Annotated in this window: 21 protein-coding genes; 12 read left to right on the top strand and 9 right to left on the bottom strand. The window is 69.0% G+C overall.

All coding sequences use genetic code 11. The features are described 5' to 3' along the window. Positions 1-6: 6 nt before the first annotated feature. The gene (locus tag O1Q96_RS43915) at positions 7-384 is read right to left on the bottom strand and encodes a phage holin family protein (RefSeq protein WP_217457157.1); all 378 of its coding nucleotides are present in this window, start codon (positions 382-384) and stop codon (positions 7-9) included. 60 nt (positions 385-444) lie between these two features. Here O1Q96_RS43915 and O1Q96_RS43910 point away from each other — a divergent pair, with 60 nt between their 5' ends. The 4 genes from O1Q96_RS43910 (at position 445) to O1Q96_RS43895 (ending at position 2,799) form a co-directional block, all read left to right on the top strand. After that, the gene (locus O1Q96_RS43910; protein ID WP_055610299.1) at positions 445-762 is read left to right on the top strand and encodes a cupin domain-containing protein; all 318 of its coding nucleotides are present in this window, start codon (positions 445-447) and stop codon (positions 760-762) included. Between the two features lie 173 nt (positions 763-935). Beyond that, positions 936-1,148, top strand: coding sequence for a DUF5326 family protein (locus O1Q96_RS43905; RefSeq protein ID WP_269253393.1), 213 nt, complete (start codon positions 936-938; stop codon positions 1,146-1,148). A gap of 397 nt (positions 1,149-1,545) precedes the next feature. Further along, positions 1,546-2,259 carry an IclR family transcriptional regulator gene (locus tag O1Q96_RS43900; RefSeq protein WP_419587095.1) on the top strand — a complete coding sequence of 238 codons (714 nt, stop codon included), beginning with the start codon at positions 1,546-1,548 and terminating at the stop codon, positions 2,257-2,259. Between the two features lie 99 nt (positions 2,260-2,358). After that, on the top strand, positions 2,359-2,799 hold the full coding sequence (locus O1Q96_RS43895) for an SsgA family sporulation/cell division regulator (RefSeq protein WP_217457159.1): 441 nt from the start codon (positions 2,359-2,361) through the stop codon (positions 2,797-2,799). Positions 2,800-2,850: 51 nt separating this feature from the next. Here the strand turns inward: O1Q96_RS43895 and O1Q96_RS43890 are convergent, their stop codons facing one another. Further along, positions 2,851-4,317, bottom strand: a complete 1,467-nt coding sequence (locus tag O1Q96_RS43890) for a YibE/F family protein (RefSeq protein ID WP_269253391.1) — start codon at positions 4,315-4,317, stop codon at positions 2,851-2,853. Positions 4,318-4,538: 221 nt separating this feature from the next. Here O1Q96_RS43890 and thiC point away from each other — a divergent pair, with 221 nt between their 5' ends. After that, the gene (gene thiC / locus O1Q96_RS43885) at positions 4,539-6,413 is read left to right on the top strand and encodes a phosphomethylpyrimidine synthase ThiC (protein WP_269253390.1); all 1,875 of its coding nucleotides are present in this window, start codon (positions 4,539-4,541) and stop codon (positions 6,411-6,413) included. Positions 6,414-7,126: 713 nt separating this feature from the next. Continuing rightward, entirely contained in the window at positions 7,127-7,381 is a 255-nt protein-coding gene (locus tag O1Q96_RS43880; protein WP_331276099.1) for a DUF397 domain-containing protein, read from the top strand. 82 nt (positions 7,382-7,463) lie between these two features. On the opposite strand, the gene O1Q96_RS43875 is transcribed toward O1Q96_RS43880, so the two are convergent. The 4 genes from O1Q96_RS43875 to O1Q96_RS43860 all read right to left on the bottom strand — a co-directional run bounded on the left by O1Q96_RS43875 (position 7,464) and on the right by O1Q96_RS43860 (position 12,323). Next, positions 7,464-8,390: a helix-turn-helix domain-containing protein gene (locus O1Q96_RS43875; RefSeq protein WP_269253389.1), complete on the bottom strand. Its 927-nt coding sequence runs from the start codon at positions 8,388-8,390 to the stop codon at positions 7,464-7,466. Between the two features lie 382 nt (positions 8,391-8,772). Next, positions 8,773-9,645: a hypothetical protein gene (locus O1Q96_RS43870; protein ID WP_269253388.1), complete on the bottom strand. Its 873-nt coding sequence runs from the start codon at positions 9,643-9,645 to the stop codon at positions 8,773-8,775. 183 nt (positions 9,646-9,828) lie between these two features. After that, positions 9,829-11,019, bottom strand: a complete 1,191-nt coding sequence (locus O1Q96_RS43865) for a metallophosphoesterase (RefSeq protein WP_269253387.1) — start codon at positions 11,017-11,019, stop codon at positions 9,829-9,831. Positions 11,020-11,210: 191 nt separating this feature from the next. Next, positions 11,211-12,323, bottom strand: a complete 1,113-nt coding sequence (locus O1Q96_RS43860) for a LacI family DNA-binding transcriptional regulator (protein WP_269253386.1) — start codon at positions 12,321-12,323, stop codon at positions 11,211-11,213. Positions 12,324-12,756: 433 nt separating this feature from the next. Between O1Q96_RS43860 and hisC the strand changes: the two genes are divergently transcribed. The 6 genes from hisC to O1Q96_RS43830 all read left to right on the top strand — a co-directional run bounded on the left by hisC (position 12,757) and on the right by O1Q96_RS43830 (position 23,185). Further along, positions 12,757-13,839 (top strand): histidinol-phosphate transaminase, encoded by a 1,083-nt coding sequence (gene hisC, locus O1Q96_RS43855; RefSeq protein WP_269253385.1) that lies wholly within the window; start codon positions 12,757-12,759, stop codon positions 13,837-13,839. Positions 13,840-14,150: 311 nt separating this feature from the next. Further along, positions 14,151-15,656 (top strand): cytochrome ubiquinol oxidase subunit I, encoded by a 1,506-nt coding sequence (locus tag O1Q96_RS43850; protein WP_269253384.1) that lies wholly within the window; start codon positions 14,151-14,153, stop codon positions 15,654-15,656. Between the two features lie 20 nt (positions 15,657-15,676). Further along, positions 15,677-16,681, top strand: a complete 1,005-nt coding sequence (gene cydB, locus O1Q96_RS43845) for a cytochrome d ubiquinol oxidase subunit II (RefSeq protein ID WP_269253383.1) — start codon at positions 15,677-15,679, stop codon at positions 16,679-16,681. Between the two features lie 101 nt (positions 16,682-16,782). Beyond that, on the top strand, positions 16,783-20,277 hold the full coding sequence (gene cydD, locus O1Q96_RS43840) for a thiol reductant ABC exporter subunit CydD (RefSeq protein ID WP_269253382.1): 3,495 nt from the start codon (positions 16,783-16,785) through the stop codon (positions 20,275-20,277). Between the two features lie 98 nt (positions 20,278-20,375). Beyond that, complete coding sequence (locus O1Q96_RS43835; protein ID WP_269253381.1) at positions 20,376-21,956, top strand: GAF domain-containing sensor histidine kinase; 1,581 nt, start codon at positions 20,376-20,378, stop codon at positions 21,954-21,956. 158 nt (positions 21,957-22,114) lie between these two features. Continuing rightward, entirely contained in the window at positions 22,115-23,185 is a 1,071-nt protein-coding gene (locus O1Q96_RS43830; RefSeq protein ID WP_269253380.1) for a M23 family metallopeptidase, read from the top strand. A gap of 22 nt (positions 23,186-23,207) precedes the next feature. Here the strand turns inward: O1Q96_RS43830 and O1Q96_RS43825 are convergent, their stop codons facing one another. The 3 genes from O1Q96_RS43825 to O1Q96_RS43815 all read right to left on the bottom strand — a co-directional run bounded on the left by O1Q96_RS43825 (position 23,208) and on the right by O1Q96_RS43815 (position 26,086). Further along, positions 23,208-24,077, bottom strand: a complete 870-nt coding sequence (locus tag O1Q96_RS43825; protein WP_269253379.1) for a Cof-type HAD-IIB family hydrolase — start codon at positions 24,075-24,077, stop codon at positions 23,208-23,210. A gap of 265 nt (positions 24,078-24,342) precedes the next feature. After that, the gene (locus tag O1Q96_RS43820) at positions 24,343-25,254 is read right to left on the bottom strand and encodes an LLM class flavin-dependent oxidoreductase (protein ID WP_269253378.1); all 912 of its coding nucleotides are present in this window, start codon (positions 25,252-25,254) and stop codon (positions 24,343-24,345) included. Positions 25,255-25,537: 283 nt separating this feature from the next. Beyond that, a complete protein-coding gene (locus tag O1Q96_RS43815) occupies positions 25,538-26,086 on the bottom strand; it encodes an RNA 2'-phosphotransferase (protein WP_269253964.1) in 549 nt (182 codons plus the stop codon). Positions 26,087-26,258 lie beyond the last annotated feature (172 nt).

The raw sequence follows: 26,258 nt of genomic DNA, 5'->3' as shown, positions 1-26,258 counted from the left end.
GGTCGCTCAGTCCGTGTCCGGGAGGACGACGTTCAGCGCCCAGGAGACGACCGAGATGATCAGGCCGCCCAGCACGGCGGTCCAGAAACCCTCGACGTGGAAGCTCAGGTCGAGCTTGTCCGCCAGCCACGAGGTGAGCAGCAGCATCAGGGCGTTGACCACCAGAGTGATCAGACCGAGCGTGAGGATGAACAGCGGGAAGGTGAGGACCTGCACGATGGGCTTGACCAGGACGTTCACCAGCCCGAAGACCAGCGCGACCAGGAGCAGGGTGCCGACTTCCTTGCCCGTGCTGTCACCTGTCAGGGTGATCTTGTCGAGCAGCCACACCGCCACTGCCAGAGCGCCCGCGTTGGCGATCGTCTTGACTACGAAATTCTTCATGTGTCTGATCGTGACAGACGAGATCGAACACGAGCAGCGGTGCAAGGGCGGACAAGGGCGATGAAGGCATTCCGGCTGGACGAACTGGAGGCGGAGCGCGCCGCCAACGACGGCGCCTACCTCCAGTTCCTGCGTGAGAAGAACATGTCGGTCGGCCTGTACGCGCTGGACGCGGGCACGCAGGACCCTCAGCAGCCCCACCGTCAGGACGAGGTCTACTTCGTCGTGAGCGGCCGTGCCGCTATCACGGTCGGCATGGAGACGACTCAGGTGGCACGCGGCAGCGTCGTGTACGTACCCGCGGGAGTGGCTCACAAGTTCCACCACATCAGCGAGGATCTGCGGGTCGTCGTGGTCTTCTCTCCGCCGGAGAGCTGACGTCCGCCTCAGGGTTCCCTAGGGGACCGGTCAGGGGAGGACAAGGGGTGCCAGGCCCCCGCAGGCACCCCTGCCGCACCTAGCATCGAGGGCAGGACACGCAGGACCCGTCAGCTTCCGCGAACGGGCACGGACAGCACTCGGAAACGGGCAGAGAGACAAGGAACAAGGCGATGCAAGAGATCTTCGCGGGGATGCCGTGGTGGATTAAGTGGGTCGCGGTGCCGGTCATCGCCCTGGTCGTGTTCGGCGGCCTGATAGCGAGCGTCGTCGGGTTCGTGATCGGCCTGCTCTTCAAGCTGCTGGTCTTCGTGGCACTGGTCGGTGGGCTGATCTACGTGGGACGGAAGTTCATGTCGAACTCCTCGTCGAGGAGCGACTGGTAGGCGGTGGCGGAAGGGGCAGGCGAATCGCCGCCCCTGGTCGACAGGAGCCGGCCGCGGACGTGCCCGCTCCTCGACCGGGTCATCGGCTCGTGGCAACCGATGGACCACCTGTGCGGCAACCGCCGCCGGTAACCAGGAATCGACGGTTCCCTCGGGCGGGGGAAGTTTTCGACGCATGCCGTCGGCGATCGGTGGCAGACGGTTAAAGTCCGGAATTCGACGCGGGGTTGATCCCCGCGAGCGGCGTTCCGAACCCTCCCGTGTTACCCCCGCACGGGCGGCCCCCCTCGCGCTTCGGGAGTGACCCTTGGCCACGGTTGACACCGCACCTGCAGGACCGCAGGTTCCCACCCCCGAGCCGCACCCCACGACCCTCATCGGATCGGTCCAGCGCGCGATGCGCCTGCTGGAGTCCGTCGCGCGCCACGAGTACGGGGCGCCCGCGAAGCAGTTGGCCCGTGAGGCCGGGCTCGCCCTCCCCACGGCGTACCACCTGCTGCGTACCCTGGCGCACGAGGGCTATCTGCGCCGCGAGAAGGGGCTGTTCTTCCTCGGTGAGGCGGCCGTGCGCCTGAGCAGCAGCAGCGCCCAGCAGAAACGTCGCAGCACGGTCGCCGACGCGCTGGGGCGTTGGCGCGATTCGATCGGTGTACCCGTGTACTACGCGGTCTACGCCGCCGGTGAGATCGAGGTCCAGTGTGTCGCCGACACTCCGGCCAATCCGGCGGTCGAGGAGTGGGCGGACTTCCGTGAGACAGGGCACGCGCATGCGATCGGCCAGTGTCTGCTGTCCCAGCTCGACGCCGAGTCGCGCAGGGACCACCTCGACCGCTACCCCATTCAGTCCATCACGCCGTATACGGTGCGTGACGATCACACCCTGATGCGGCGCCTCGAATCGACGCGACGCATGCAGCCCGTGATCGAGCGTCAGGAGTACGCGCTGGGCACGGTCTGCGCCGCGATCCCCATCACAGTGGGCAGTACAGCGGCCACGATGGCCATCTCCATGCCGTCCCACCAGGCCGACCGGCTGATGCCGGCGGCGCGGCGATTGCAGGGCGAGATCGGCAGGCTGCTGGGGACGCTTTCGCTGTCTATCAGCATCTGAAAACTCACTCCTTGTGATCTGGTGTGTACGTTCAGCAAGATGCCTGCAGTGTCAGGTGGATGATTCCCGGCCAGTCGACGGCAAACGACGGGGTAGGCGATGCGCGAGTCGGTAGTACAGGCAGAGGTCATGATGAGCTTCGTCGTCTCGGAGGAGCTCTCCTTCCGTATCCCGGTGGAGCTGCGTTACGAGACCTGTGATCCCTATGCCGTGCGGCTGACCTTCCACCTGCCCGGTGACGCCCCGGTGACCTGGGCCTTCGGCAGGGAGCTGTTGATCGACGGCGTGGGCCGCCCCTGCGGGGACGGGGACGTGCACATCACCCCCGCCGACGCGGAGGGGTTCGGCGATGTCCTGATCCGGCTTCAGGTGGGGGCCGACCAGGCTCTGTTCCGTTGCGGTACGGCGCCGCTGCTGGCGTTCCTCGACCGTACGGACCGGGTGGTCCCGCTGGGGCAGGAGCGCTCGCTCGCCGACTTCGACACCCATCTCGACGAGGCACTGGACCGCATCCTGGCGGAGGAACAGAGCGCGGGATGACGCGAGGACGGTCCGGAGTGATGTGACGCCCCGCGCCGTACGCCGTCCGGTTCAGTGCTTGCGGCGGCGGCCGCTCCCGCGCAGGGGTGCCCTTGAACCGGCCTGAGGCTGCGGCTGCGGCTGCGGTTGCTGCTGTGCCGGGGCGCCGTCGCCCGGGCGGTCCGCCGCGACCACCAGGGCCGCCAGAGCTGTCGTGACAGGCACCGAGGCGACCAGTCCGATCGAGCCGACGAGTGTGCGCACGATCTCCTCGGCCACCAGCTCGCTGTTGGCCACCGTCCCCACGCTGCTCTCCGCGATGGAGAACAGCAGCAGCAGAGGGAGCGCCGCGCCCGCATAGGCGAGGACGAGGGTGTTGACGACGGAAGCGATGTGGTCGCGGCCGATGCGGATGCCCGCCCGGTACAGCCCTCGCCAGCCCATCGTGGGATTGGCCGCATGCAGCTCCCAGACCGCCGAGGTCTGCGTGACGGTGACGTCGTCGAGCACTCCGAGCGAACCGATGATGATTCCCGCGAGCAGCAGACCGCTCATGTCGATGGACGGGTACAGACCGTGGATCAGACCGGTGTTGTCGTCCGTGTTGCCGGTCAGCGCGGCCCAGTCGATGAACAGTGAGCCGAGCAGCCCGATCAGCACCAGGGAAAGCAGTGTGCCGAGTACGGCCACCGACGTCCGCGCTGAGAGCCCGTGGCACATGTAGAGCGCGATCAGCATGATTGCGCTCGCCCCGACCACCGCCACGACCAGCGGGTTCGAGCCCTGCAGGATCGCGGGGAGGATGAAGAACGTCAGGATCAGGAAACTGACGGCCAGCGCGATCAGTGCCATGACACCGCGCATCCGGCCCACCACGACCACAGCGAGGGCGAAGATGCCGGCGAGCAGTGTCATCGGGAGTTTGCGGTTCACGTCGGTGACCGAGTACTGAAGCTCCTTGGGGGCGTCGGGCGCGTACGCCACGATCACCTCCTGGTCCTGCTTCAACTGCCGGGAGGAGTCCGGCTGGACGATCTCCGTGAAGGTACGGCCCTTGTCCTTCCCGGTGTCGACCCGGACCGTCGCCTTCTTGCAGGTGCCCGACGCCTGTTGCTGTGCCGAAGAACCCTCGGCCGTCGAGGTGTCACCGGTCGGAGTCTCGCCCGAGGCGTTCACGGACTTGCAGTCGACCTCGTCGACCTTGGTCACCGTGGCCTGCTGGGTCTGCCGGTCGAAGCCGACACCCGTGCGCTCGTGTCCGGGGGCGCCGCCGGGCCAGAGCACCACGAGGCCCACGACGACCGCCGCGGCGAAAGGAATCAGCACCGCGGCGATGACCTTGCGCAGGTGCATGGAGACGGGGGCCGCGGGGCCATGACTGTGCGAGTGACCGTGCCCGCCGCCGGGCGGGCCGTCGTCGCCGCCCCCTCCGGGGCCGTGGGGTCCGTGTCCGGGTCCGCCCCCGTGACCATGGCCGTCGTGGCCGTGTCCGTGGGGGGGTTCGGACGGCGGAAGTGGGGGCTGCTGCGTCGTGGTCACCGACCGATCATCGCAAGAACGCGAGGGGCCCACTGTTCACCGCGCCCATTGTGACGCTAGCGTGGAAGCACCTTTGCACACGCGGGAGCTCGGAGCACCGGGCTGAGAGGGCGCTGACCTCCGTATCCGCGATGTTTCACGTGGAACATCGCCGGGACGGGAAACGCTGCGTCGACCGCCGAACCTGTTACCGGGTAATGCCGGCGTAGGGAGTAGGTCTCATGACCAACAAGGACGTACGCACGCCTGCCTCCAGCCAGACGATCGGGGCACCCGCCCCGGCCGACAGCACCGAGGTGTCCGCTTCGCCCGAGAACGAGGGGGCAGCAGCCCCGCCCGAGAACGGCGAAGCCGGCAAGTCCATCGGCTGGCACAAGGCGTACGTCGAGGGTTCGCGCCCCGACCTGCGGGTGCCGGTCCGGCAGGTGCACCTCACCAACGGGCAGTCGGTCACCCTGTACGACACCTCCGGCCCGTACACGGATCCGGTCGTCGAGACCGACGTCCGCAGGGGGCTGGCACCCCTGCGCGACAACTGGATCATCACGCGCGGCGACACCGAGGAGTACGCGGGCCGCCCTGTGCGTCCCGAGGACGACGGGATCAAGCACACCTCACCGCGCGGAGGGCTGCGCAACCTCGACGCCGTCTTTCCCGGGCGCCCACGCCTGCCTCGCCGAAGCCGTGACGGGCAGGCTGTGACGCAACTCGCGTACGCGAGGCGGGGGGAGGTCACGCCGGAGATGGAGTACGTGGCCATCCGGGAGAACGTTTCCCCCGAGGTCGTCCGCGAGGAGATCGCGGCGGGCCGGGCCGTTCTGCCGGCCAACGTCAACCATCCGGAGATCGAGCCGATGATCATCGGCAAGCGGTTCCTGGTGAAGGTCAACGCCAACATCGGCAATTCCGCCGTCACCTCCTCCATCGAGGAGGAGGTCGAGAAGATGACCTGGGCGACGCGCTGGGGCGCCGACACGGTCATGGATCTGTCCACCGGCCGCAACATTCACACCACCAGGGAGTGGGTACTGCGGAACTCCCCCGTGCCCATCGGCACGGTGCCCCTGTACCAGGCGCTGGAGAAGGTCGACGGGCGCGCCGAGGAGCTCACCTGGGAGATCTACAAGGACACGGTCATCGAGCAGGCCGAGCAGGGCGTGGACTACATGACCGTCCACGCTGGGGTGCGTCTTCCGTACGTCCCGCTGACCGCGAACCGCAAGACCGGCATCGTCTCGCGCGGCGGCTCGATCATGGCGGCGTGGTGTCTGGCGCACCACAAGGAGTCGTTCCTGTACGAGCACTTCGAGGAGCTCTGCGAGGTCCTCGCCGCGTACGACGTCACGTACTCGCTCGGTGACGGCCTGCGGCCCGGCTCGATCGCGGATGCCAACGACGCCGCGCAGTTCGCGGAGCTGAAAACGCTCGGGGAACTCAACCGGATCGCGAAGCGGTTCAACGTGCAGACCATGATCGAGGGCCCGGGGCACGTCCCGATGCACAAGATCAAGGAGAACATCGATCTTCAGCAGGAGATCTGCGACGAAGCTCCGTTCTACACGCTGGGCCCGCTGACCACGGACGTCGCGCCGGCGTACGACCACATCACCTCGGGCATCGGTGCCGCGATGATCGCGTGGTGGGGCACTGCGATGCTCTGCTACGTCACGCCCAAGGAGCACCTGGGCCTGCCCAACCGGGACGACGTCAAGACAGGGGTCATCACCTACAAGATCGCGGCTCACGCGGCGGACCTCGCCAAGGGGCATCCGGGCGCGCAGGACTGGGACGACGCCCTGTCGGACGCCCGTTTCGAGTTCCGCTGGGAGGACCAGTTCAACCTGGCCCTGGACCCGGACACGGCCCGGGAGTTCCATGACGAGACGCTCCCGGCCGAGCCGGCCAAGACGGCGCACTTCTGCTCCATGTGCGGGCCGAAGTTCTGCTCGATGAAGATCAGTCACAGCATCAACGAGCAGTTCGGTGGAGACGCGGTCAAGGGAGCTTCGCCCGAAGAGGTCGCCGACGGGATGCTCCAGAAGTCGAAGGAGTTCGCCGCCGCGGGCAACCGGGTCTACCTGCCCATGGCCGACTGAGCAGGGGCGGACGCGCCGGCCGCGTTCCCAGGGCCCCGGTCATGACGGCCGGGGCCCGCCCGGAGTACGGCACGAGAGTCCGACGACGGAAGGCACGACAGTCCCACTGCCGCCTCGCTTTGGCGCTGCCGCTCATGAGCTTCGCGGGCAGGAATGGTCAGAGGCAGTCACCTTTGGCCGACCGAACGGCCCTCGTGCTTCGGAGCCGAGGCCCTGGGCAGTGCAATCCAGGACCTCGGTGATCCGGCCCGGTGCCGACGCGCGGATGAGGCCAGTGGTGAGCGAGTGACGCTATTGCTTTTCGAACCACCAGATCAACAGGGAGACTGCTCCGGCCCCAAGAGCCGTGCAAGCTCCCTTGAATACGTTGGCGCCTGCTGAGCGCGCCCACAGCTTCCAGTTCCTTGAGCTGGTCGTGTGCGGTGTGTAGCCCTCCGGGATGGAGTCTGTAGACTCCATGACAGAGCTCCTTTCGGTTTCGCAGACGAGGGTGCTTGGCGAGGGAGTCCGTGACCTGAAGCTTGCCGGCCGGGTCGAGGGCTCCCTTTTGCTGTGTTCATTTTGAACAAGCGCGGTTTCTTTTCGGCCAGCCGTTTGCGCAACGCGGCTGGCCTTTTATTGCGTTTATGATGCATATACCTCCATTTATTGGCATGTGATGGGCGCCGGTGTGCGTCTTGGCAGCCCTGGCGGCGACGCCCATACTGATTTGGATGCCGAAATACCTCGGCATCGCCACTTTTCGTAGGCGAAGACGTGGGGGCTGCATGGAACTCGATGGTGCTGAACTGCGGTGGCGAAAGAGCTCGGCGAGTAACCAGGGAAACTGTGTCGAGGTGGCTTTCGCCGATCACGTGGCCGTGCGGGATTCGCACGACCCCGAAGGGGTGTTATTGGGGTTCAGTGCATATGCCTGGCATTCTTTCCTCGGCGTGGTGAAGGATTCTGGCCCGGAAGCCATTTCCTAGCCGCTCCGACTCCGCCGCTGCAGCTGTTCCTGTTTTACGGCCAGTGACGTTCCGTAACATGCTCCCCAGCTTTTGTTCCGTGTCACTCCTGGCCGAAGAGGAACTCTCGTGTCACCCCAGTGGCAACCCCCCTCTCCACTTCCCAGAAGATGTCGAGATAGTCTGTCGGGCGGCGCTGTGACGTGCGGCCCAAGGCTTTTTCGCTAAGAATTGCCTCACCCTCGGGGTTCTCCAGATAGACGACCATCTCGTCATCGTCGTCAGGGAACTCGAAAAGGGCGTACGGTGATCCGAAGCGTGGGTAGATTCCTGCGCTGAAGGGCACAGTGAATACCGTTACGTTGGTCATTTCATTGATCGTCAGCAGCTTTTCGAACTGCTTGTGCATCGTCTCCAGTGAGCCGACGGTCCTTCGGATCACGGCCTCATCCAGGATGAAAAAGGACTCGGGTCCGTCGGACTGGATGAGGCGGTCCTGGCGCTCCAGGCGGAGCTGTACGAGCTGCTCGGTCTTTTCCGTGCCGAAGTTCAGCCGGTTGAGGACCGTGCGCATGTACTCCTCGGTCTGCAGCAGACCGGGCACCAGGTTCGGTTCGAAGTTCCTGATGATCGACGCGGAGCTTTCGTACCCGAGGTAGGTCTCGAAGTCCTGGGTCACCCAGGCGCGGTACTGGTCCCACCACGGCGGCCGACGCGCGGCCCGTGCCATGTCGGTGAGAGCCTTGACCTGTGCCTGGTCCGTGATCCCGTAGTGCCCCAGCAGCACCCGCACGTCGGTCACCGACACGCCGACGGTGCCGGCCTCGATCCGAATCACCTTTGAGGGTGACCAGTCGAGTTGCTCCGCGACCTCCCGTTGCTTCAGCCCCGCGCTCTCCCTCGCCTTCTTCAGGCGATCACGCAGTCGTGCACGCTGGAATCCGGGCTCTTCCTGTGGCACCGAGGTCTCCGTCCTGACGCGGTTGGCGTTGTAGGTCAGTAGGCTAACGGCCTCGAGGCGGTCGGACACGCCGCTCAGGGCTGCTCGGCGGAGTGCGAAGACACTGCCTGCCGATGACCCGACGGCCTGGCCCCTGTCAGCCACGAGGCCTGCGGCCCGCTGACCTAACGCTGCCATCCTGCCTGCCTGGGTGCGAAGTGCATCGTGATGGATTGCCACATGGCATATAGCATCCTTCGCTCCCCTGGAGAAAACAAGCCCACCTGCGAATCTGTGTAGGTGGGACTATTTATGGTGCTCAGCCATCAGAAGTGGCCTATTGCTCTTTACGTGATGATTGGCAACGTAAGAGACGTGGGCAGCCTTGTCTGGTGACATCGCTGAACGGAATGTAAAAAGAAAAGATCGACGACGGAATTCCGTCGTCGATCAGTCTTGGCAGGCAGGGCCCCTATTCGGGAGCGTGCTCCGGTCCCCCGAAGTCCGGACTGCTGAAGTCCGGGCTCGAGAAACTGGGGCGGGGGCCCGCTGCCGGGCCGCCGTCAGGGCTGCTGAAGCCCGGGCGGTTGTAGCCGAGGTGCGGTATTCGGCTGGTCGGTGCCGCGGGCTTGGCACGGCCGAGGGCCGCCGTACCCGGGTCCGCGAGTGCGTCCCTGAGGAACGGCAGGATGCCGCGCTCCAGGAGGGCGTCGTGCCAGGCGTCCCTGGCCAGGGACGCCTCCTCGCTGCGCTCGCCGTTGGCACCGGCCTGCAGCGAGCTGGAGCCGTTGCGCAGTGCGGCGAGCAGAAGACCGACCGCGGCCACCAGGATCGTGGCCGCGGTGATGGCGCCGAAGACCCACCCCGTGGTGAGGAGGGTCTGAGCGATGCCCGGTTCGGGGTCGAGCATCTTCAATATGTAGCCGACGAGCAGGAATATCGCCGCGGCCGTACCGGCGAGGACGGGGGCGAGCACGGCGGCGACCGCGGCGGCACCCGCCCCGGCGGTCTCGGCGACCTCTCCCATGGTGGTGGCGAGCCCGACAGCGCCCGTGGCCGGATCCGTGGTGCTGGTGGACCCTTCGCGGACGGGAGGGGTGGACGGCGCCGGCTGGCGCAGTTCCTCGCGGACCTTCACGTAGTGCTGGTACTCGGTCGCCGCGGCCGCCGTGATGATCGCGGTGGCGTTGAGCGCCATCGTGCGCAGCTGCTCGGGGTTGAGCCGCTGACCGACAGCGGCGAGTTCCGGACGGTGTGGGGCGGAGCGCAGCGCCTCGTCGAGGATCCGCTCGTACTCTTGGCGGTCCTCGCTCAGCAGGTGCTGCGGAACGCTGTTCATGTGCATCCCCCGATGCTCCGTAGGGCTTGGGGCTCGGCATGCTGACGAGCCGTCGGGCAGAAACGGAGGGGAGCCTGCTACGGATAAGCCGATGGTAGAGCGGCGACGGCACACGGTGACAGGGGGTTTCCAGAAATTGCCCCTGGGTTGCACGTGTCCTCCGTCGGAGGACGCCTGCCCGCTGAACGCTCAGCTATCCAGAGGAAGTTGCTGGACGAGTAGCTTTCCGGCCATGGTCACACCGCCGTCCATGGCGATCGCGAGCTTGTCGGCGTACACGTGCGGTTCGTCGACCACGGGAGTCGAGGGGGTGTCGCCGTCCTCCGATCCGACTTCGCCCCGGAGGTACGGAATGGGGCTGTGACCATGGACGATGCGTGAACCGCCGTACGTCTCCAGCAGGGAGCGCACCGCCTGGGCGCCGCCGTCGTCGCGGAACGCGAAGCGCTTGGTGAACTTGCGGAACAGGTCCCAGCACTCGTCCGCGTCGTTGCGGGTGAGGGTTTCGCGGATGGTGTCGTTGACCGCTTCGATGGAGTCGCCGTAGTCGAGATAGGCGGTCGTGTCGGAGTGCACGAGGAGATGCCCGTCCGCCATCTCCATGGCGTCGAGGCGGGCCATCCACTGCAGATGGTGGTCCTCGAGGCGGTCCATGTCGGACTTCTGGCCGCCGTTGAGCAGCCAGGCGGCCTGGAAGGTGGCGGTCCCCGCGCCGGAGTTGACAGGGGTGTCCCCGAACCGCTTGGCGCCGAGCAGGAGCAGCTCGTGGTTGCCCATGAGCGCCTTGCAGTAGCCGCCGGCCGCCGCTGCCTCCGCGGACAGCCGCATCACGAGGTCGATGACGCCGATGCCGTCGGGTCCGCGGTCGGTGAAGTCGCCGAGGAACCACAGACGCGAGGTCCCGGCGACCCAGCGGGCTTCGGCGTCGATGAGCCCCTTCTCGCGCAGCGCGGCCACGAGTTCGTCGATGTACCCGTGCACGTCACCGACGACGTACAGCGGCCCCGGTCCCTCGTCGGGCTGAGGGACCTGGCCCGCTTCGGGGTCGACCGGCACCTGCAGCGTGTCACCGCGGTTGATCACCGGCAGATCGCGCTCCGTCGGGGTGTAGCCCTCCGGCTCCCGGGCCGGGACGCCGCCCTCGCCGTGCGGCGGGGGCCCGGCGTAGGGGCCGGGCCGGCCGTACTGCTCCGCGGCCCCGGCGTACGGGGCCCCGCTCTGGTCGTACGGGCCGGCGGACCGGTCGTACGGCGGTGAGGGGTGCGCGTGCGGGCCGGGGGGCTGCGCGTGCGGACCGGCCTCGTGCACGTACGCCGGCACGCGGAAGTCGCGCACCGTCGGCGTCCGCATCTCGGGTCCCTGACCGGCCCCCTGAGTCATCGACCCCTCCACCACCATCGCGCCGCATCTGCACCGCGTCGGACTGCCTGGTCGCAGCGGCCCGCGGTGTCGTCCGCCCATCATAGGAATGCGGATCGCGCCATGTGATGACCCAGGGGTGGTGAATCGGAGCAGAACCCCAGTTCACCGTGCTTTTCTCCCGAATTGGGAGGAGCTTTCCGCGTTGGAGGTCACCCCTGTTCCGGTGACCTCGGTGGGCTGACGGTCGTCCGCGGCGACCGTCGCTCGGAGGATGTACGCACGATCAGCTCCGTCGGCATGACCTGCTCGACCGGTTGGTCCGATTCGACCCCCTCGATCGCGTCGATGAGGAGCTGGACCACTGCCGTACCGATTCGTCGTGGTTTGAGAGAGAGTGTCGTGACGGGCGGCTCGGTGTTGGCGTAGACGGTGGACTCGCTGCAGCACACGAGAAGCAAGTCGTCCGGTACGCGCAGGCCGTAGCGCCGGGCCGCCGCGAGGAGGTCGGTGCCGTTCGGGTCGAACAGCCCGTAGACGGCGTCGGGCCGGTCGGGCCGGGCGAGCAGCCGGTCGGCCGCGACCGCTCCCGCGCACGGATCGTGCGCGGGATAGGCCTCGTACACAGGATCCTGGCCCACACGCTCGCACCAGCGCAGGTACGCGGTCGTCGACAAGTGCGTGTACGTGTCGGTCGTCGTCCCGGTCAGGAGACCGATCCGGCGGGCTCCGGCGTCGGCCAGATGGTCGAGGATCCCCAGGACCGCGGCCTCGTGGTCGTTGTCCACCCAGGCGGTCACCGGCAGGGAGCCGGCCGGGCGGCCGTCCGAGACCACCGGTAACCCCTGGCGGACCAGTTCGCTGACGACCGGGTCCTGGTCGGAGGGGTCGATGACGACCGTCCCGTCCAGGGCCACGTTCGACCACACGTCGTGGCGCGAGGTCGCGGGGAGGATGACCAGGGCGTAACCCCGGGCGAGCGCGGCCGAGGTGGCGGCTCTGGCCATCTCCGCGAAGTACGCGAACTCCGTGAAGGTGAAGGGTTCGTCCCCGTAGGTCGTCACGGTCAGGCCGATGAGGCCGGACTTGCCGGTACGGAGTGTTCGGGCCGCGGCGGAGGGGCGATAGCCCAGCCGGTCGGCGACCTCGCGGACATGGCGTCTGGTGGCGTCCGGCAGTCGCCCCTTGCCGTTGAGGGCGTCGGACACCGTCGTAATGGAGACTCCGGCGGCCGCGGCCACGTCTCTGATGCCCGCTCGGCCCGGCCGGCTTCCTCGTCGGGAGGTCTCCGACCGGCTCACCTGGTGCTTCCCTGCTGCTGTCATGGCGAGCCGATAGTAGGGCTCATGCGGTGGGGTAGTGCGGACGCATATGCACTCGTTGACAGGCACGTTTCTGCATGGTCAATAGCGCTTAATTGCCTTGGAAATCAAGGGAGTTGACCGTTTCAATGGCAGGACGTCACTTGTCGGCGCGCATGTGCCTGCCAAATGAGCCATGTTTCGAAGAGGTCTCAACTCACCTTCACGAGGGATGCGCGCCACGGCGCGAGCCACCGGCGCGGGCGCTGAGGTACGGCGCGCCCCCCTCTTTCGTACGCCTTCGTGCGGTGATGCCCGGGAGTGTGTGCGCGGACGCCGGCCGCCGGCCGGGCGGTCGGTCCCGAGCCGTACTCAGCGGTGCCGAATCCTCTTAAGGTGAGGAGTATTGGTAGCCGGTGGTGGTGATGAGCCGGAGACGGTCACAAGGAGGACTGCGGTGAGCGAGACGAGCCCGAAGCTGCGAGCCGAGCTGGAAGGTATCCCCACGTACAGGCCGGGGAAGCCCGCGGCGGCCTCGGACGGCCCGGTGGCCTACAAGCTGTCCTCCAACGAGAACCCCTATCCGCCGCTGCCGAGCGTGCTGGAGAGCGTGAGCGCGGCTGCCTGCGCCTTCAACCGCTACCCGGACATGGCGTGCACAGGGCTGATGAGCGAGCTGGCGGACCGGTTCGGGGTGCCGCTCGCGCACCTGGCCACGGGCACCGGTTCGGTCGGCGTGGCCCAGCAGCTGGTGCAGGCGACCTCCGGGCCGGGCGACGAGGTGATCTACGCCTGGCGGTCCTTCGAGGCGTACCCGATCATCACCCGCATCAGTGGGGCGACGGCGGTCCAGGTGCCGCTGACGCCGGGGGATGTGCACGACCTCGACGCGATGGCGGACGCGATCACCGACCGGACGCGGCTGATCTTCGTCTGCAACCCCAACAACCCCACGGGCACGGCGGTGCGCCGGGCGGAGCTGGAACGGTTCCTGGACCGGGTTCCGGGCGATGTCCTCGTCGTCCTCGACGAGGCGTACCGGGAGTTCGTGCGCGACGTGGAGGTGCCGGACGGCGTCGAGCTCTACCGGGAGCGGCCGAACGTGTGCGTGCTGCGGACGTTCTCCAAGGCGTACGGCCTCGCCGGGCTGCGGGTCGGCTTCGCGATCGCGCACGAGCCGGTGGCGGCGGCGCTGCGCAAGACGGCCGTGCCCTTCGGTGTGAGCCAGCTCGCGCAGGACGCGGCGGTCGCCTCGCTGCGGGCCGAGGACGAGCTGCTGGGCCGGGTCGGGTCGCTGGTGTCCGAGCGCGCGCGGGTGGTCGAGACGTTGCGCGGGCAGGGCTGGACGGTGCCGGACACACAGGCGAACTTCGTGTGGCTGCGGCTCGGGGAGCGCACCGGCGACTTCGCCGCCGCGTGTGAGCGGGCCGGGGTCGTCGTGCGGCCGTTCGCGGGCGAGGGAGTTCGTGTGACGGTGGGCGAGACCGAGGCCAACGACATCTTCCTCAAGACGACGGAGGGGTTCCGCAAGGAGCTCTAGACGAGCCCCGGACCTGAGTTCACGGGCAACCCCGGGCCCCGGCATCCCGCGCTTCGCGGGATGCCGGGGCCCGAGTCCTCTGTGGCGTATGCCACTACACCCCTCACATAGCCGCTGAGCTGGCCCTTTGCGTGTGGAGGGCCCGGGTCCGCATCCAGGTACCCCCCACCCGTCACCGCTCGAACGAGCATGCGGCATAATTGCTTGTGAATGTGAACGCGTTCACAAGCGAGTCCCAGTTGCTCCCGTGATGTCTATGACAAGCGGGACAAACTGCCGCTGTTTCTACGGCGACGTAAGGAGATGACGACGTGGAATTGGCTCTGGCGCCGGAAACCGTGGCCCGATGGCAGTTCGGCATCACCACCGTCTACCACTTCCTCTTCGTCCCGCTCACGATCTCGCTCGCCGCGCTCACCGCGGGCCTGCAGACCGCCTGGGTGCGCACGGAGAAGGAGAAGTACCTCAGGGCCACCAAGTTCTGGGGCAAGCTCTTCCTGATCAACATCGCGATGGGTGTCGTCACGGGCATCGTGCAGGAGTTCCAGTTCGGCATGAACTGGTCGGACTACTCGCGCTTCGTCGGTGACGTCTTCGGAGCGCCGCTCGCCTTCGAGGCCCTGATCGCCTTCTTCTTCGAGTCCACCTTCATCGGGCTGTGGATCTTCGGCTGGGACAAGCTGCCGAAGAAGATCCACCTCGCCTGCATATGGATGGTCTCGATCGGCACGCTGCTGTCGGCGTACTTCATCCTCGCGGCCAACTCCTGGATGCAGCACCCCGTCGGGTACCGGATCAACGAGCAGAAGGGCCGGGCCGAACTCACCGACTTCTGGCTGGTCCTCACCCAGAACACCGCGGTCAACCAGGTGTTCCACAGCTTCTCCGCGGCCTTCCTGACGGGCGGCGCGTTCATGGTCGGTATCGCCGCGTTCCACCTGATGCGCAAGAAGCACATCCCGGTGATGCGGACCTCGCTGCGGCTCGGCCTGGTCACCATGGCGGTCGGCGGTCTGCTCACGGCGATCAGCGGGGACACCCTCGGCAAGGTCATGTACGAGCAGCAGCCGATGAAGATGGCCGCGGCCGAGGCGCTGTGGGACGGCGAGAAGCCCGCGCCGTTCTCCGTGTTCGCGTACGGGGACGTCGACGAGGGGCACAACAAGGTGGCCCTGGAGATTCCCGGCCTCCTGTCCTTCCTCGCCCACAGCGACTTCGACTCGTACGTGCCCGGCATCAACGACACCAACAAGGCCGAGCAGGAGAAGTACGGCCCCGGTGACTACAAGCCCATCGTCCCCGTCGCCTACTGGGGCTTCCGATGGATGATCGGCTTCGGAATGGCGTCCTTCTCGCTGGGCCTGCTGGGACTGTGGCTCACACGGAAGAGGTTCCTGCTGCCGGCCGCCCACCGGACGGGGGAGAACGAGGTACCGCACCTGGTGCTGCTGAGGAAGCCGCTCGGAGCTGGACCCACCCGGCTGTACTGGCTCCTGGCGGTCTGGACGATGGGCTTCCCGCTGATCGCCAACTCATGGGGCTGGATCTTCACCGAGATGGGCCGGCAGCCCTGGGTCGTCTACGGCGTGATGCAGACCCGGGACGCGGTCTCCCCCGGTGTGTCGCAGGGCGAGATGATCACCTCGCTCGTCGTCCTCACGACGATCTACGCGATCCTCGCCGTCATCGAGGTCAAGCTGCTCGTGAAGTACGTCAAGGCCGGGCCGCCCGAGCTGACCGAGGCCGACCTCAACCCGCCCACGAAGATCGGTGGCGACCTCCGGGACGCCGACAAGCCGATGGCCTTCTCCTACTAGGCCCAGGGAGCTGCTGAGTCATGGAACTTCACGACGTCTGGTTCGTCCTCATCGCGGTCCTGTGGACCGGCTACTTCTTCCTGGAGGGCTTCGACTTCGGGATCGGCGTCCTCACCAAGCTGCTCGCCCGCAACCGGACCGAGAAGCGGGTGCTGATCAACACCATCGGCCCGGTCTGGGACGGCAACGAGGTCTGGCTGCTCTCGGCGGGAGGTGCGACCTTCGCCGCCTTCCCCGAGTGGTACGCCACGTTGTTCTCCGGCTTCTATCTGCCGCTGCTGCTCATCCTGGTCTGCCTGATCGTGCGCGGAGTCGCCTTCGAGTACCGGGTGAAGCGACCCGAGGAGCAGTGGCAGCGCAACTGGGAGAACGCCATCTTCTGGACCTCGCTGCTCCCGGCCTTCCTGTGGGGCGTGGCGTTCGGCAACATCGTGCGGGGCGTCAAGATCGACCAGGACATGGAGTACGTGGGCACCCTCTGGGACCTGCTCAACCTCTATGCCCTTCTGGGCGGTCTGGTGACGCTGACACTGTTCACCTTCCACGGGGCGGTGTTCGCGGCGCTCAAGACTCTCGGTGACATCCGGGAGCGGGCACGGAAGCTGGCACTCGGGCTCGGACTGGTGGCAGCCGCGCTCGCGGCGGTGTTCCTCCTCTGGACCCAGGTCGAGAGCGGGGACGGCAAGAGCCTGGTCGCTCTGGTCGTGGCCGTGACCGCGCTGGTCGCGGCGATCGGGGCGAACCAGGCAGGGCGTGAGGGCTGGGCGTTCGCACTGTCCGGCCTCACCATCGTCGCCGCGGTCGCGATGCTGTTCCTGACGCTGTTCCCGAACGTCATGCCGTCCTCGCTCGATGACGAGTGGAGCCTGACGGTCACCAACGCCTCATCGAGCCCGTACACCCTGAAGATCATGACCTGGGGTGCGGTGATCGCGATGCCGGTGGTCATGCTCTACCAGGGTTGGACGTACTGGGTGTTCCGCAAGCGGATCGGTACCCAGCACATCGCCGAGGCCGTGCACTGAGACCGCTGAATCCGAGGGCGCGTTTCACGTGAAACGTGTCCAATGAGAAGAGGGTGTGTTTCACGTGAAACACACCTGTTTGACCCGAGGGTGTGTTTCACGTGAAACCGATCGACCCGCGACTCCTCCGATACGCCCGCGCCACCCGCTTCTTCCTGATGGCGGTCGTCGGTCTCGGCATCGCGGGGGCGGGCCTGGTCGTCGCCCAGGCCATGCTGATCGCCGAGGTGGTGGTCGGAGCCTTCCAGCGTGAACTGTCGGTCGGTGAACTCCGCACGCCACTCGTGTTGTTGGCGGCGGTCGCGGTGGGCAGGGCGCTCGTTTCCTGGCTCACCGAGCTCGCCGCTCACCGGGCGAGCGCGGCGGTCAAGTCGGAGCTGCGAGGGCGGTTGCTGGACCGCGCCGGCGCGCTCGGACCGGAGTGGCTGAGCGGGCAGCGGACGGGATCACTGATCGCGCTCGCCACCCGTGGCGTGGATGCCCTGGACGACTATTTCTCCCGCTACCTGCCGCAGTTGGGGCTCGCGGTGGTCGTCCCGGTCGCCGTGCTCGCGCGGATCGTCACCGAGGACTGGGTGTCCGCGGCGATCATCGTCGGCACACTGCCGCTCATCCCGATCTTCATGATGCTCATCGGCTGGGTCACGCAGTCCCAGATGGACCGCCAGTGGCGGCTGTTGTCCCGGCTTTCGGGGCATTTCCTGGACGTGGTCGCCGGGCTTCCCACGCTGAAGGTGTTCGGGCGGGCCAAGGCGCAGGCCGAGTCCATCCGCCGGATCACCGGGGAGTACCGGCAGGCGACCATGCGGACCCTGCGCATCGCTTTCATCTCGTCCTTCGCGCTGGAGTTGCTTGCCACGATCTCGGTCGCCCTGGTCGCGGTGACCGTCGGGATGCGGCTCGTCCACGGTGAAATGGCGCTGTACGACGGGCTGGTCGTGCTCGTTCTCGCCCCCGAGGCGTATCTGCCACTGCGGCAGGTCGGGGCGCAGTACCACGCGGCGGCGGAGGGGCTGTCGGCCGCCGAGGAGATCTTTTCGGTCCTGGAGACTCCCGTGTCGGCATTCGGGGCGGACGCCGTGCCCTCCTCGGGCCAGCTGAGCTTCGAGGGCGTGACGGTCCGGTACTCCGGGCGGTCGTCCGACGCGGTGTCCGGCGTGTCCTTCGAGGTCCGGCCCGGGGAGGCCGTGGCGCTCGTCGGCCCCAGCGGCGTGGGCAAGACGACCCTCCTGAACGTGGCGTTGGGATTCGTCGAACCCACGGCGGGCCGAGTGCGTGTCGGGGGAGTCGATCTCGCCGAAGCCGACATGAAGGAATGGCGTTCGCGGGTCGCGTGGGTGCCGCAGCGGCCGCATCTGTACGCCGCGTCCATCGCCGAGAACGTCCGGCTGGCCCGGCCGGAGGCGGACGACACCGCGGTGCGGCAGGCGTTGTCCGATGCCGGGGCCCTGGAGTTCGTGGACGCGCTGCCCGACGGCGTGCGCACACTTCTCGGTGAGGACGGTGCCGGTCTGTCCGCCGGGCAGCGCCAACGGCTCGCCCTGGCACGGGCGTTCCTGTCGGATCGGCCGGTGCTGCTCCTGGACGAGCCGACCGCCTCGCTGGACGGGGCGACCGAGGCCGAGGTCGTGGAGGCGGTGCGGCGTCTCGCGGTCGGGCGGACCGTGCTCCTGGTGGTCCACCGGCCGGCCCTGCTGGCCGTGGCGGACCGGGTGGTGCGGTTGGAACCGGCGGCCCCGGACGAGCGACCCGAACGGTCCGCCGACGCGGGAACGACTCACTCCGACGTGGTGGCGGTGGCGCCCGAGCGGCCCGAGGAGGAGGCGCCCTTGCCTCCACGGAGGGGCGGCGGCGTGCTCGCACGCGTACGTGCCATGGCCGGGCCCCGCCGCGGGCGGCTCGTGCTGGCCCTCCTGCTCGGCAGTCTCGCGCTCGGGAGCGCCGTCGGCCTCATGGCCACCTCGGGCTGGCTGATCTCCAGAGCCTCGCAGCAGCCACCCGTGCTGTATCTGATGGTCGCCGTGACGGCCACGCGGACGTTCGGGATCGGGCGGGCCGTGTTCCGGTACGCCGAGCGGCTGGTGTCGCACGACGCGGTGCTGCGGATGCTCGCCGACACCAGGGTCGCCGTGTACCGGCGTCTCGAACGGCTGGCGCCCGCGGGACTGCGTACCGCCCGGCGCGGTGATCTGCTCGCGCGGCTCGTCACCGACGTGGACGCGCTGCAGGACTACTGGCTGCGCTGGCTGCTGCCCGCCGCCGCGGCGGCCGTCGTGTCCGCCGGCTCCGTCGGGTTCACGGCCTGGCTGCTGCCCGAGGCGGGAGCTGCCCTCGCCGTGGGGCTGCTGGCCGCCGGGGTGGGGGTGCCGCTGCTGACCGGCGCCGTCGCGCGCCGTGCCGAGCACCGGCTGGCTCCGGCCCGCGGAGTGCTGGCGACCCGTGTGGCCGATCTCCTCACCGGAACGGCCGAGTTGACGGTCGCGGGCGCGCTCCCCGCACGTACCGCCGAGGCGCGACGGGCCGACACCGAACTCACCCGCATCGCCTCGCGCGCCGCCACCGCCACCGCGCTCGGCGACGGGCTGATCGCCTTGATCTCGGGTCTCACCGTCACGGCCGCCGCGCTCGTCGGTGCCCAGGCGGTCCTCGACGGACGGCTCAGCGGCGTGACGATGGCCGTCGTCGTCCTCACACCGCTGGCCGCTTTCGAGGCCGTGCTGGGGCTGCCCCTGGCGGTCCAGTACCGGCAGCGGGTGCGCAAGAGCGCGGAGCGCGTGTACGAGGTCCTGGACGCGCCCGAGCCCGTACGGGAGCCGGAGCGGCCCGTGAAGGCACCCGAGTCGCCCTTCCCGGTCGTGCTGAAGGGCCTGGCCGCTCGCCATGGGGGACAGCGGCGGGACGCGGTCGCCGACGTGGATCTGGTACTCGAGCGCGGGCGTCGGACCGCCGTCGTCGGGCCGTCCGGATCCGGCAAGACGACGTTGGCGCAGGTGCTGCTGCGCTTCCTGGACGCGCGTGCGGGGACGTACACGCTGGGAGGGGTGGACGCGTCCGGCATGGACGGCGACGACGTGCGGCGCCTGGTGGGACTCTGCGCGCAGGACGCGCATCTCTTCGACAGTTCGGTGCGGGAGAATCTGCTGCTCGCACGGAAGGACGCGACCGATTCCGCGTTGCGGGACGTGCTGGGCCGGGTGCGGCTGCTCGACTGGGCCGACGGGCTGCCCGACGGGCTCGACACGTTGATCGGGGAGCACGGCGCCCGGTTGTCCGGGGGGCAGCGGCAGCGGTTGGCGCTGGCCCGTGCCCTGCTCGCGGACTTTCCCGTGCTGCTTCTCGACGAGCCCGCGGAGCACCTCGATCTGGCCACCGCCGACGCCCTCACCGCCGACCTGCTGGCCGCGACCGCGGGGCGCACGACGTTGCTGATCACGCATCGGCTCGCGGGGCTGGAGGCGGCGGACGAGGTGATCGTCCTGGCCGAGGGGCGTGTGGTGCAGCGGGGACCGTTCGGCGAGCTGCTGCACGCGCGGGGACCGTTGCGGGAGATGGCCGAGCGGGAGAGCCGGACGGAGACGCACGCCGGCGTACGGTGAGGGCACCCCGAGGGTGGGCAGGAGGTCCGGGGGCGGGTGCGGCAACCGCTGACGGCGCTCGACTTTCCCGAACAAATGGGACTAACTAGGCTCGGTGCATGTCAGACGAGCCGGACCCCGGTGCCGCCCCGAACCCGGACGACGTGCCGCGGTTGCTGGAAGCGATGCGGGCGGTGGGAAGCGGGCTGGAACTGCGGTCCGCGCTCGAACGGATCTGTGAAACCGCGGCGGAGCTGGCGGACGCCCGGTACGCGGTGGTCGGGCTGGCGGCGGAGGGCTGGGACGGGCTCGCCGAGCGCGCACGCGAGGACGTCGACGGGGAGAGCATCCGGTGGATCGGACGCCTGCCGGACGGGCACGAAGGACTGCGCCACCCGCCCGCGGCCGGATTCCTGGGCGTCCCCATCCGGGTGCGGGGCGAGAGCCTCGGCACTCTCTACCTCGCTGAGAAGCGCGGCGGTGAGCCGTTCGGCGAGTACGACCTCGACATGGTGCGTGTGCTGGCGCGTGAGGCGGGCATCGCCCTCGGGAACGCGCGACTGTACGAGGCCGCCAAGCGGCGTGAACGCTGGATCGACGGATCCGTGGCCGTCACCACCGCGCTGCTCTCCGGCGGGGACGCCGACGAAGCCCTCCAGGTGGTCGCGGAACAGGCCCGCCGGCTCTCGGACTCCATGGCCGGGCTCGTGCTGCTGCCCGCGACGGAAGGGGGTCTGGAGATCGTCGCCGCCGCGTCCGAACGGCCGTCGAGGGCGCTGGGACTGGTCGTGCCGCCCGAGAACGAGGTGGCGGGCGAAGTCCTCGCGGGGGAAGCCGTGTTCGTCGAGGACGCGGCTGCCGACCCGCGGATGCTCGCCGACCTGGCCCGCGGGTACGGACCCACGATGCTGCTGCCTCTCCGGAGCGGCGGCCGCGTCCTGGGCGCACTCGTCATGGCACGGGCGCAAGGCGCGCGTCCGTTCACGGAGACCGAGCGCACCCTGGCGACGCAGTTCGCCTCGCAGGCCGCGCTCGCGCTGATGATGGCCGAGGCGCAGCGGGACCGGGAGCGGCTCGCGGTGTACGAGGACCGCGACCGGATCGCCCGTGACCTGCACGACCTCGTCATCCAGCGGCTGTTCGCCACCGGGATGCTGCTGGAGAGCGCGCAGCGGCGCTCCGTCCTGCCCGAGGTGCGGCGGGGAGTCGGCAAGGCGGTCGACGAACTCGACGTCACCATCCAGGAGATCCGCACGGCCATCTTCGCGCTCCAGCAAGGGCCGGCGGAGTTCCCGACAGGGCTGCGGACCCGCGTACTGCGCGAGATCAACATGGCCGCCGTACCGCTCGGCTTCAAGCCGTCGTACCAGTTCGTCGGTCCCGTCGACACGGTCGTCGGAGAGCTCACGGCCAAGAACCTCATCGCGGCCCTCCGCGAAGCCCTCTCCAACGCCTTCCGGCACGCGGGGGCGTCCCGTATCGACGTCACCGTGGACGCGACCGTACGGCTGCCGGACGAGGAACCCGGCGTACGCCTGACGGTCGCGGACGACGGGGTCGGCATCCCCGAGGGGGGTCGGCGCAGCGGACTGAAGAACCTCGAACGGCGGGCGGAGTCGCTCGGCGGGGACAGCTGGTACGGGCCGAACCCCGGGCAGGACGGCGGCGGTACGTCGGTGGTCTGGGAAGCGCCGTTCTGAACCAGGCGCGCTGCGTGCAGCCGTGCGCACCGACGAGCCGAAGTGGGGTTCCGGGGACCCCTGTTCGGCTCAGCGCACTGGTCCATCCGTGACGACCGGTCCCCCAGGTGTACGACTTGAACAGGACCGGAGCCGTCCTCGCGCGACACGATCCATTCATGCGCTCACGCCGTCGCCACCCCCCGCTCGTCCTGGTGCTGTTGTGCGCGACGGCCGTCCTGGTGGCCAGGCCCACGACGGCCGCGGGCGATGGCGGTGGCTCCGGTGGGGTCGGCGCCGAGGTCGTGCGGCTGTACGAGGAGGCGTCACTGGCGACACAGCAGTACGAAACCGGCCGCCGCGAGGCGGAGGTGCAGCGGGGCCGGGCGCAGCGGCTGGAGCGGCTTCTCGAACGGGAGCGGCAGGACATCGCCGCACTGCACGGCGACCTCGGCCGCATCGCACGGGCCCAGTACCGCACCGGCGGAGGGCTTCCGCACACCGCGCAGATGCTGCTCGCGGAGAGCCCTGAGGAGCTGATGCGCGGGCAGCGGGCCGTCTGGCAGGCGGATCTGGCGCTCAACAACGCGGTCAGCAAGAGCCGCCGGGCGGAGAACCGGCTCTCCGCCGACGAGGCGAAGGCCGCGTCGGCCTGGCAGGCGCTGGAACGGCGCAACGGCGAACTCGCCGAGATCAAGCGGGGTATCGAGCGGAGACTGGAGGAGGCCCAGTGGACGCTCCAGGGGCAGGCGGACGCCTCGGTCGCCGCCGGTGCCTGCCGGGGTTCCGTCCGGCTCGACCAGCCGCGAACGGCCTTCACCCAGCCGTGGGTCGCGCCGGTGGAGACGTACGGGCTCTCCGCCGGGTTCGGCAGCGGCGGTGACCGCTGGGCGAGCCGGCACACGGGCCAGGACTTCGCGGTGGACATCGGCACGCCGGTGCGGTCGGTGGGTGCAGGGCGGGTGGTGAAGGTGTCGTGCGGCGGCCCGTTCGGCATCGAGGTCGTGCTGGAACATGCGGGGGGCTACTACACGCAGTACGCCCACCTGGCCGCCGCCACGGTGGACCAGGGGGAGCGGGTGGCCGCGGGGCAGTGGATCGGCCAGTCGGGCACGACCGGCAACTCGACCGGACCTCATCTGCACTTCGAGGTGCGCCTGACACCGCAGTTGGGCTCGGGAATCGATCCGCGGGAGTGGCTCGCCCGACGGGGGGTCCAGCTCCAGGGCGTCAGCCCCCGGGGAGGCTGACGGCTGAGGGAGCCGGAGGGCCCTACCGGTGCTCCGCGAGGATCCGTTCGATCACGACCGCCACGCCGTCCTCGGTGTTGGCGGCCGTACGCCCGGACGCGGCGGCGATCACGTCGGGATGCGCGTTGCCCATCGCGTACGACGTGCCCGCCCAGGTGAGCATCTCCACGTCGTTCGGCATGTCACCGAAGGCGACGACCTCTTCGTGCGAGATACCGCGCTCGGCGCAGCACAGTGCGAGGGTGCTGGCCTTCGATACGCCGGGCCCGCTGATCTCCAGGAGGGCGCTGGGGCTGGACCGGGTCACGTCGGCCCGGTCACCGATGGCCAGGCGGGCGGTCATGAGGAAGTCGTCCGGAGCGATCTCGTGGTGGTAGGCGAGGATCTTGAGCACCGGCTCATCGGCACCCGGAGCGTCCGACGCCAGAAGCTTCTCGGCGGGCGCGAGGGCGTCAGGGGCCTCCATGTGCAGCTTCGGGTACGCGGGCTCCTGGTAGAAGCCGTACGTCTGCTCGATGGCGAAGAGGGTGCCCGGAGCGGCGTCGCGCAGCAGCCGCACGGCGTCGAGCGCGTTCTCCCGCGCCAGTTCCCGGACCTTGACGAAGCGGTGGGCGCCGGGGCCGCCGTGCAGATCGACCACTGCGGCGCCGTTTCCGCAGATGGCGAGGCCGTGACCGTGGACGTGATCGCTGACGACGTCCATCCAGCGGGCCGGGCGCCCGGTCACGAAGAAGACTTCGATGCCGGCGTCCTCGGCGGCGGCCAGGGCGGCCACCGTGCGCGGTGATACGGACTTGTCGTCGCGCAGCAGGGTGCCGTCGAGATCCGTGGCGATCAGGCGGGGCGGGAGAGGGGAGGCCGGGGTCCCGGGCCGTCGGGTCGCTGAGGTCACGCCGCCATTCTCGCGTACCCGCGTGCACGGTCGTGCGGCGGTCCGCGCAGGTGAGTGACCCGTGCCCTCACCTGCGCCTTCACGGAGCAGACGACGGCTCTGTGATCTTTCCGAGCGACGACCGGAGCGGCGGTCGGGCACGTCGGGCGGTCGGCCGCGCGGGCAGGTGCTCGGGCGGCCGACCAGGGGGCGCTGTCCGCACCGGAGCGATCCCAGCGAGGCGGCCTCGGGCGCGTGGGCGGACGGACGTGTCCCGGAGCGGGCGTCAGCCGAGCTGGGCTACCGCTTCCATCGCGATGTGCTCGAAGACCTTCTCGTCCGCCGCGAAGTCGGAGTCCGGGATGGGCCAGTGGATCACGATGTCCGTGAAGCCCAGTTCCATGTGGCGGCCCGCGAAGTCGACGAACGCGTCGAGGGACTCCAGTGGACGGCCGCGGTCCGGGGTGAAGCCGGTGAGCAGGACCTTGTCGAGCTCACGCACATCGCGGCCGGCCGTCTCGCAGGCGGCGCCCAGCTTCTCCAGCTGGCCACGAAGGGCATGGAGCGACTGCTCGGGGGTGCCCGACTCGAAGAGCTTCGGGTCGCCGGTGGTCACCCACGCCTGCCCGTGCGCGGCGGCGAGCTTCAGACCGCGCGGCCCGGTGGCGGCCACCGCGAAGGGCAGACGGGGGCGCTGGACACAGCCGGGGAGGTTGTAGGCCTCGCGCGCCGAGTAGAACGTGCCGTCGTACGACACGGCGTCCTCGGTGAGCAGCCGGTCGAGCAGCGGTACGAATTCGGCGAAGCGGTCGGCCCGCTCGCGCGGCGTCCACGGCTCCTCGTCGCCGCGCAACAGTGTCGTGGCGTCGAAGCCGGAACCGCCCGCGCCGATGCCCAGCGTGAACCGGCCACCGGAGATGTCGTCGAGTGAGACCAGCTCCTTGGCGAGGGTCACCGGGTGCCGGAAGTTCGGTGAGGTCACCAGCGTGCCCAGGCGCAGGCGGTCGGTGGCGCCCGCGGCGGCCGTCAATGTCGGCACGGCGCCGTACCAGGGGCCTTCTCGGAACGTCCGCCACGACAGATGGTCGTACGTGTAGGCGGTGTGGAACCCGAGCTGCTCGGCGCGCTGCCAGGTGGAACGTCCTCCCTCGTGCCAGCGGAGGTACGGCAGGATCACGGTGCTCAGGCGCAGACTCATGCCTCAGAGCCTAAGCGCAGCCAACGGGGCACACCGAAGCGGCCGAGGGGCGGCGCCGGGTCCGGCCGGACGGCCGGGGGCGGGCGGGCCGAGCGCGCCGAGACGGCGGGCGCCCGTGCCGGACGGCCGACGTGGCCGGCTCACTGCGGACGGCCGGCGTGACTGCCTCGCCCGGAGCGGCCGACGTGACCGGATCGCCCGGGACAGCCGACGTGACCGGATCGCCCGGGACAGCCGACCGACCGGGCCGTCCAGGACCCGCCGGACTGCCTGGTTCGGCCGGTCAGTGCGTGGCCGGGAACCGCAGGTAGTCCGGAGGCACCGCGGCCGTGAGCCAGACGCCGTTGGCGCTGACCCGGAAAACATGGCCGTCACGGTCCATGGCGCCGGCGTCCACGGAGAGCACGACGGGACGGCCGCGGCGGGCGCCGACGCGGGTCGCCGTCTCGCGGTCGGCCGAGAGATGGACGTCGTGCCGGTTCATGGGCCGCAGGCCCTCGGCGCGGATCGCGTCCAGACTGCGGGCGACGGTGCCGTGGTAGAGGTACGCGGGCGGGGTCGCCGACGGCAGTCCCAGGTCGACCGCCACGGAGTGGCCCTGGCTGGCGCGGATCCGCGTGCCCTCGATCGCGAAGCGCCGCTTGTCGTTGGTGGCCACCACGTGATCGAGCTCGCCGCGGGTGAACCGGAAGCCGTGCGCGGCCGCCGCGGACATCAGCATGCCGATCTCCACCCAGCCGCCCTCGTCGAGCGTGAGCCCGATCCGCTCGGGCTGGTGCCGCAGATGCTTGGAGAGGTACTTCGACACCCTCACGGTGCGCCGCTCGTCCACCCCGCCCCGGCGAGCCCCGCTCGCGCTCCCACCGCCCGGGCTCACTCCGTTCTCGCCCACACCGTTCTCGTCACTGTCGTCGATGTCGCCTTCGTTCATCCAGTCAGATTGCCTGGAGAGACGCTCATCACGCATTTGATTTTGACTCAGAGGTTTGATCCACAGCCAAATG

Source organism: Streptomyces aurantiacus (assembly GCF_027107535.1).
Taxonomy (GTDB): domain Bacteria; phylum Actinomycetota; class Actinomycetes; order Streptomycetales; family Streptomycetaceae; genus Streptomyces.
The sequence above is the reverse complement of the archived record's forward strand: the minus strand, read 5'-3'. Positions and strand labels throughout refer to the sequence as shown.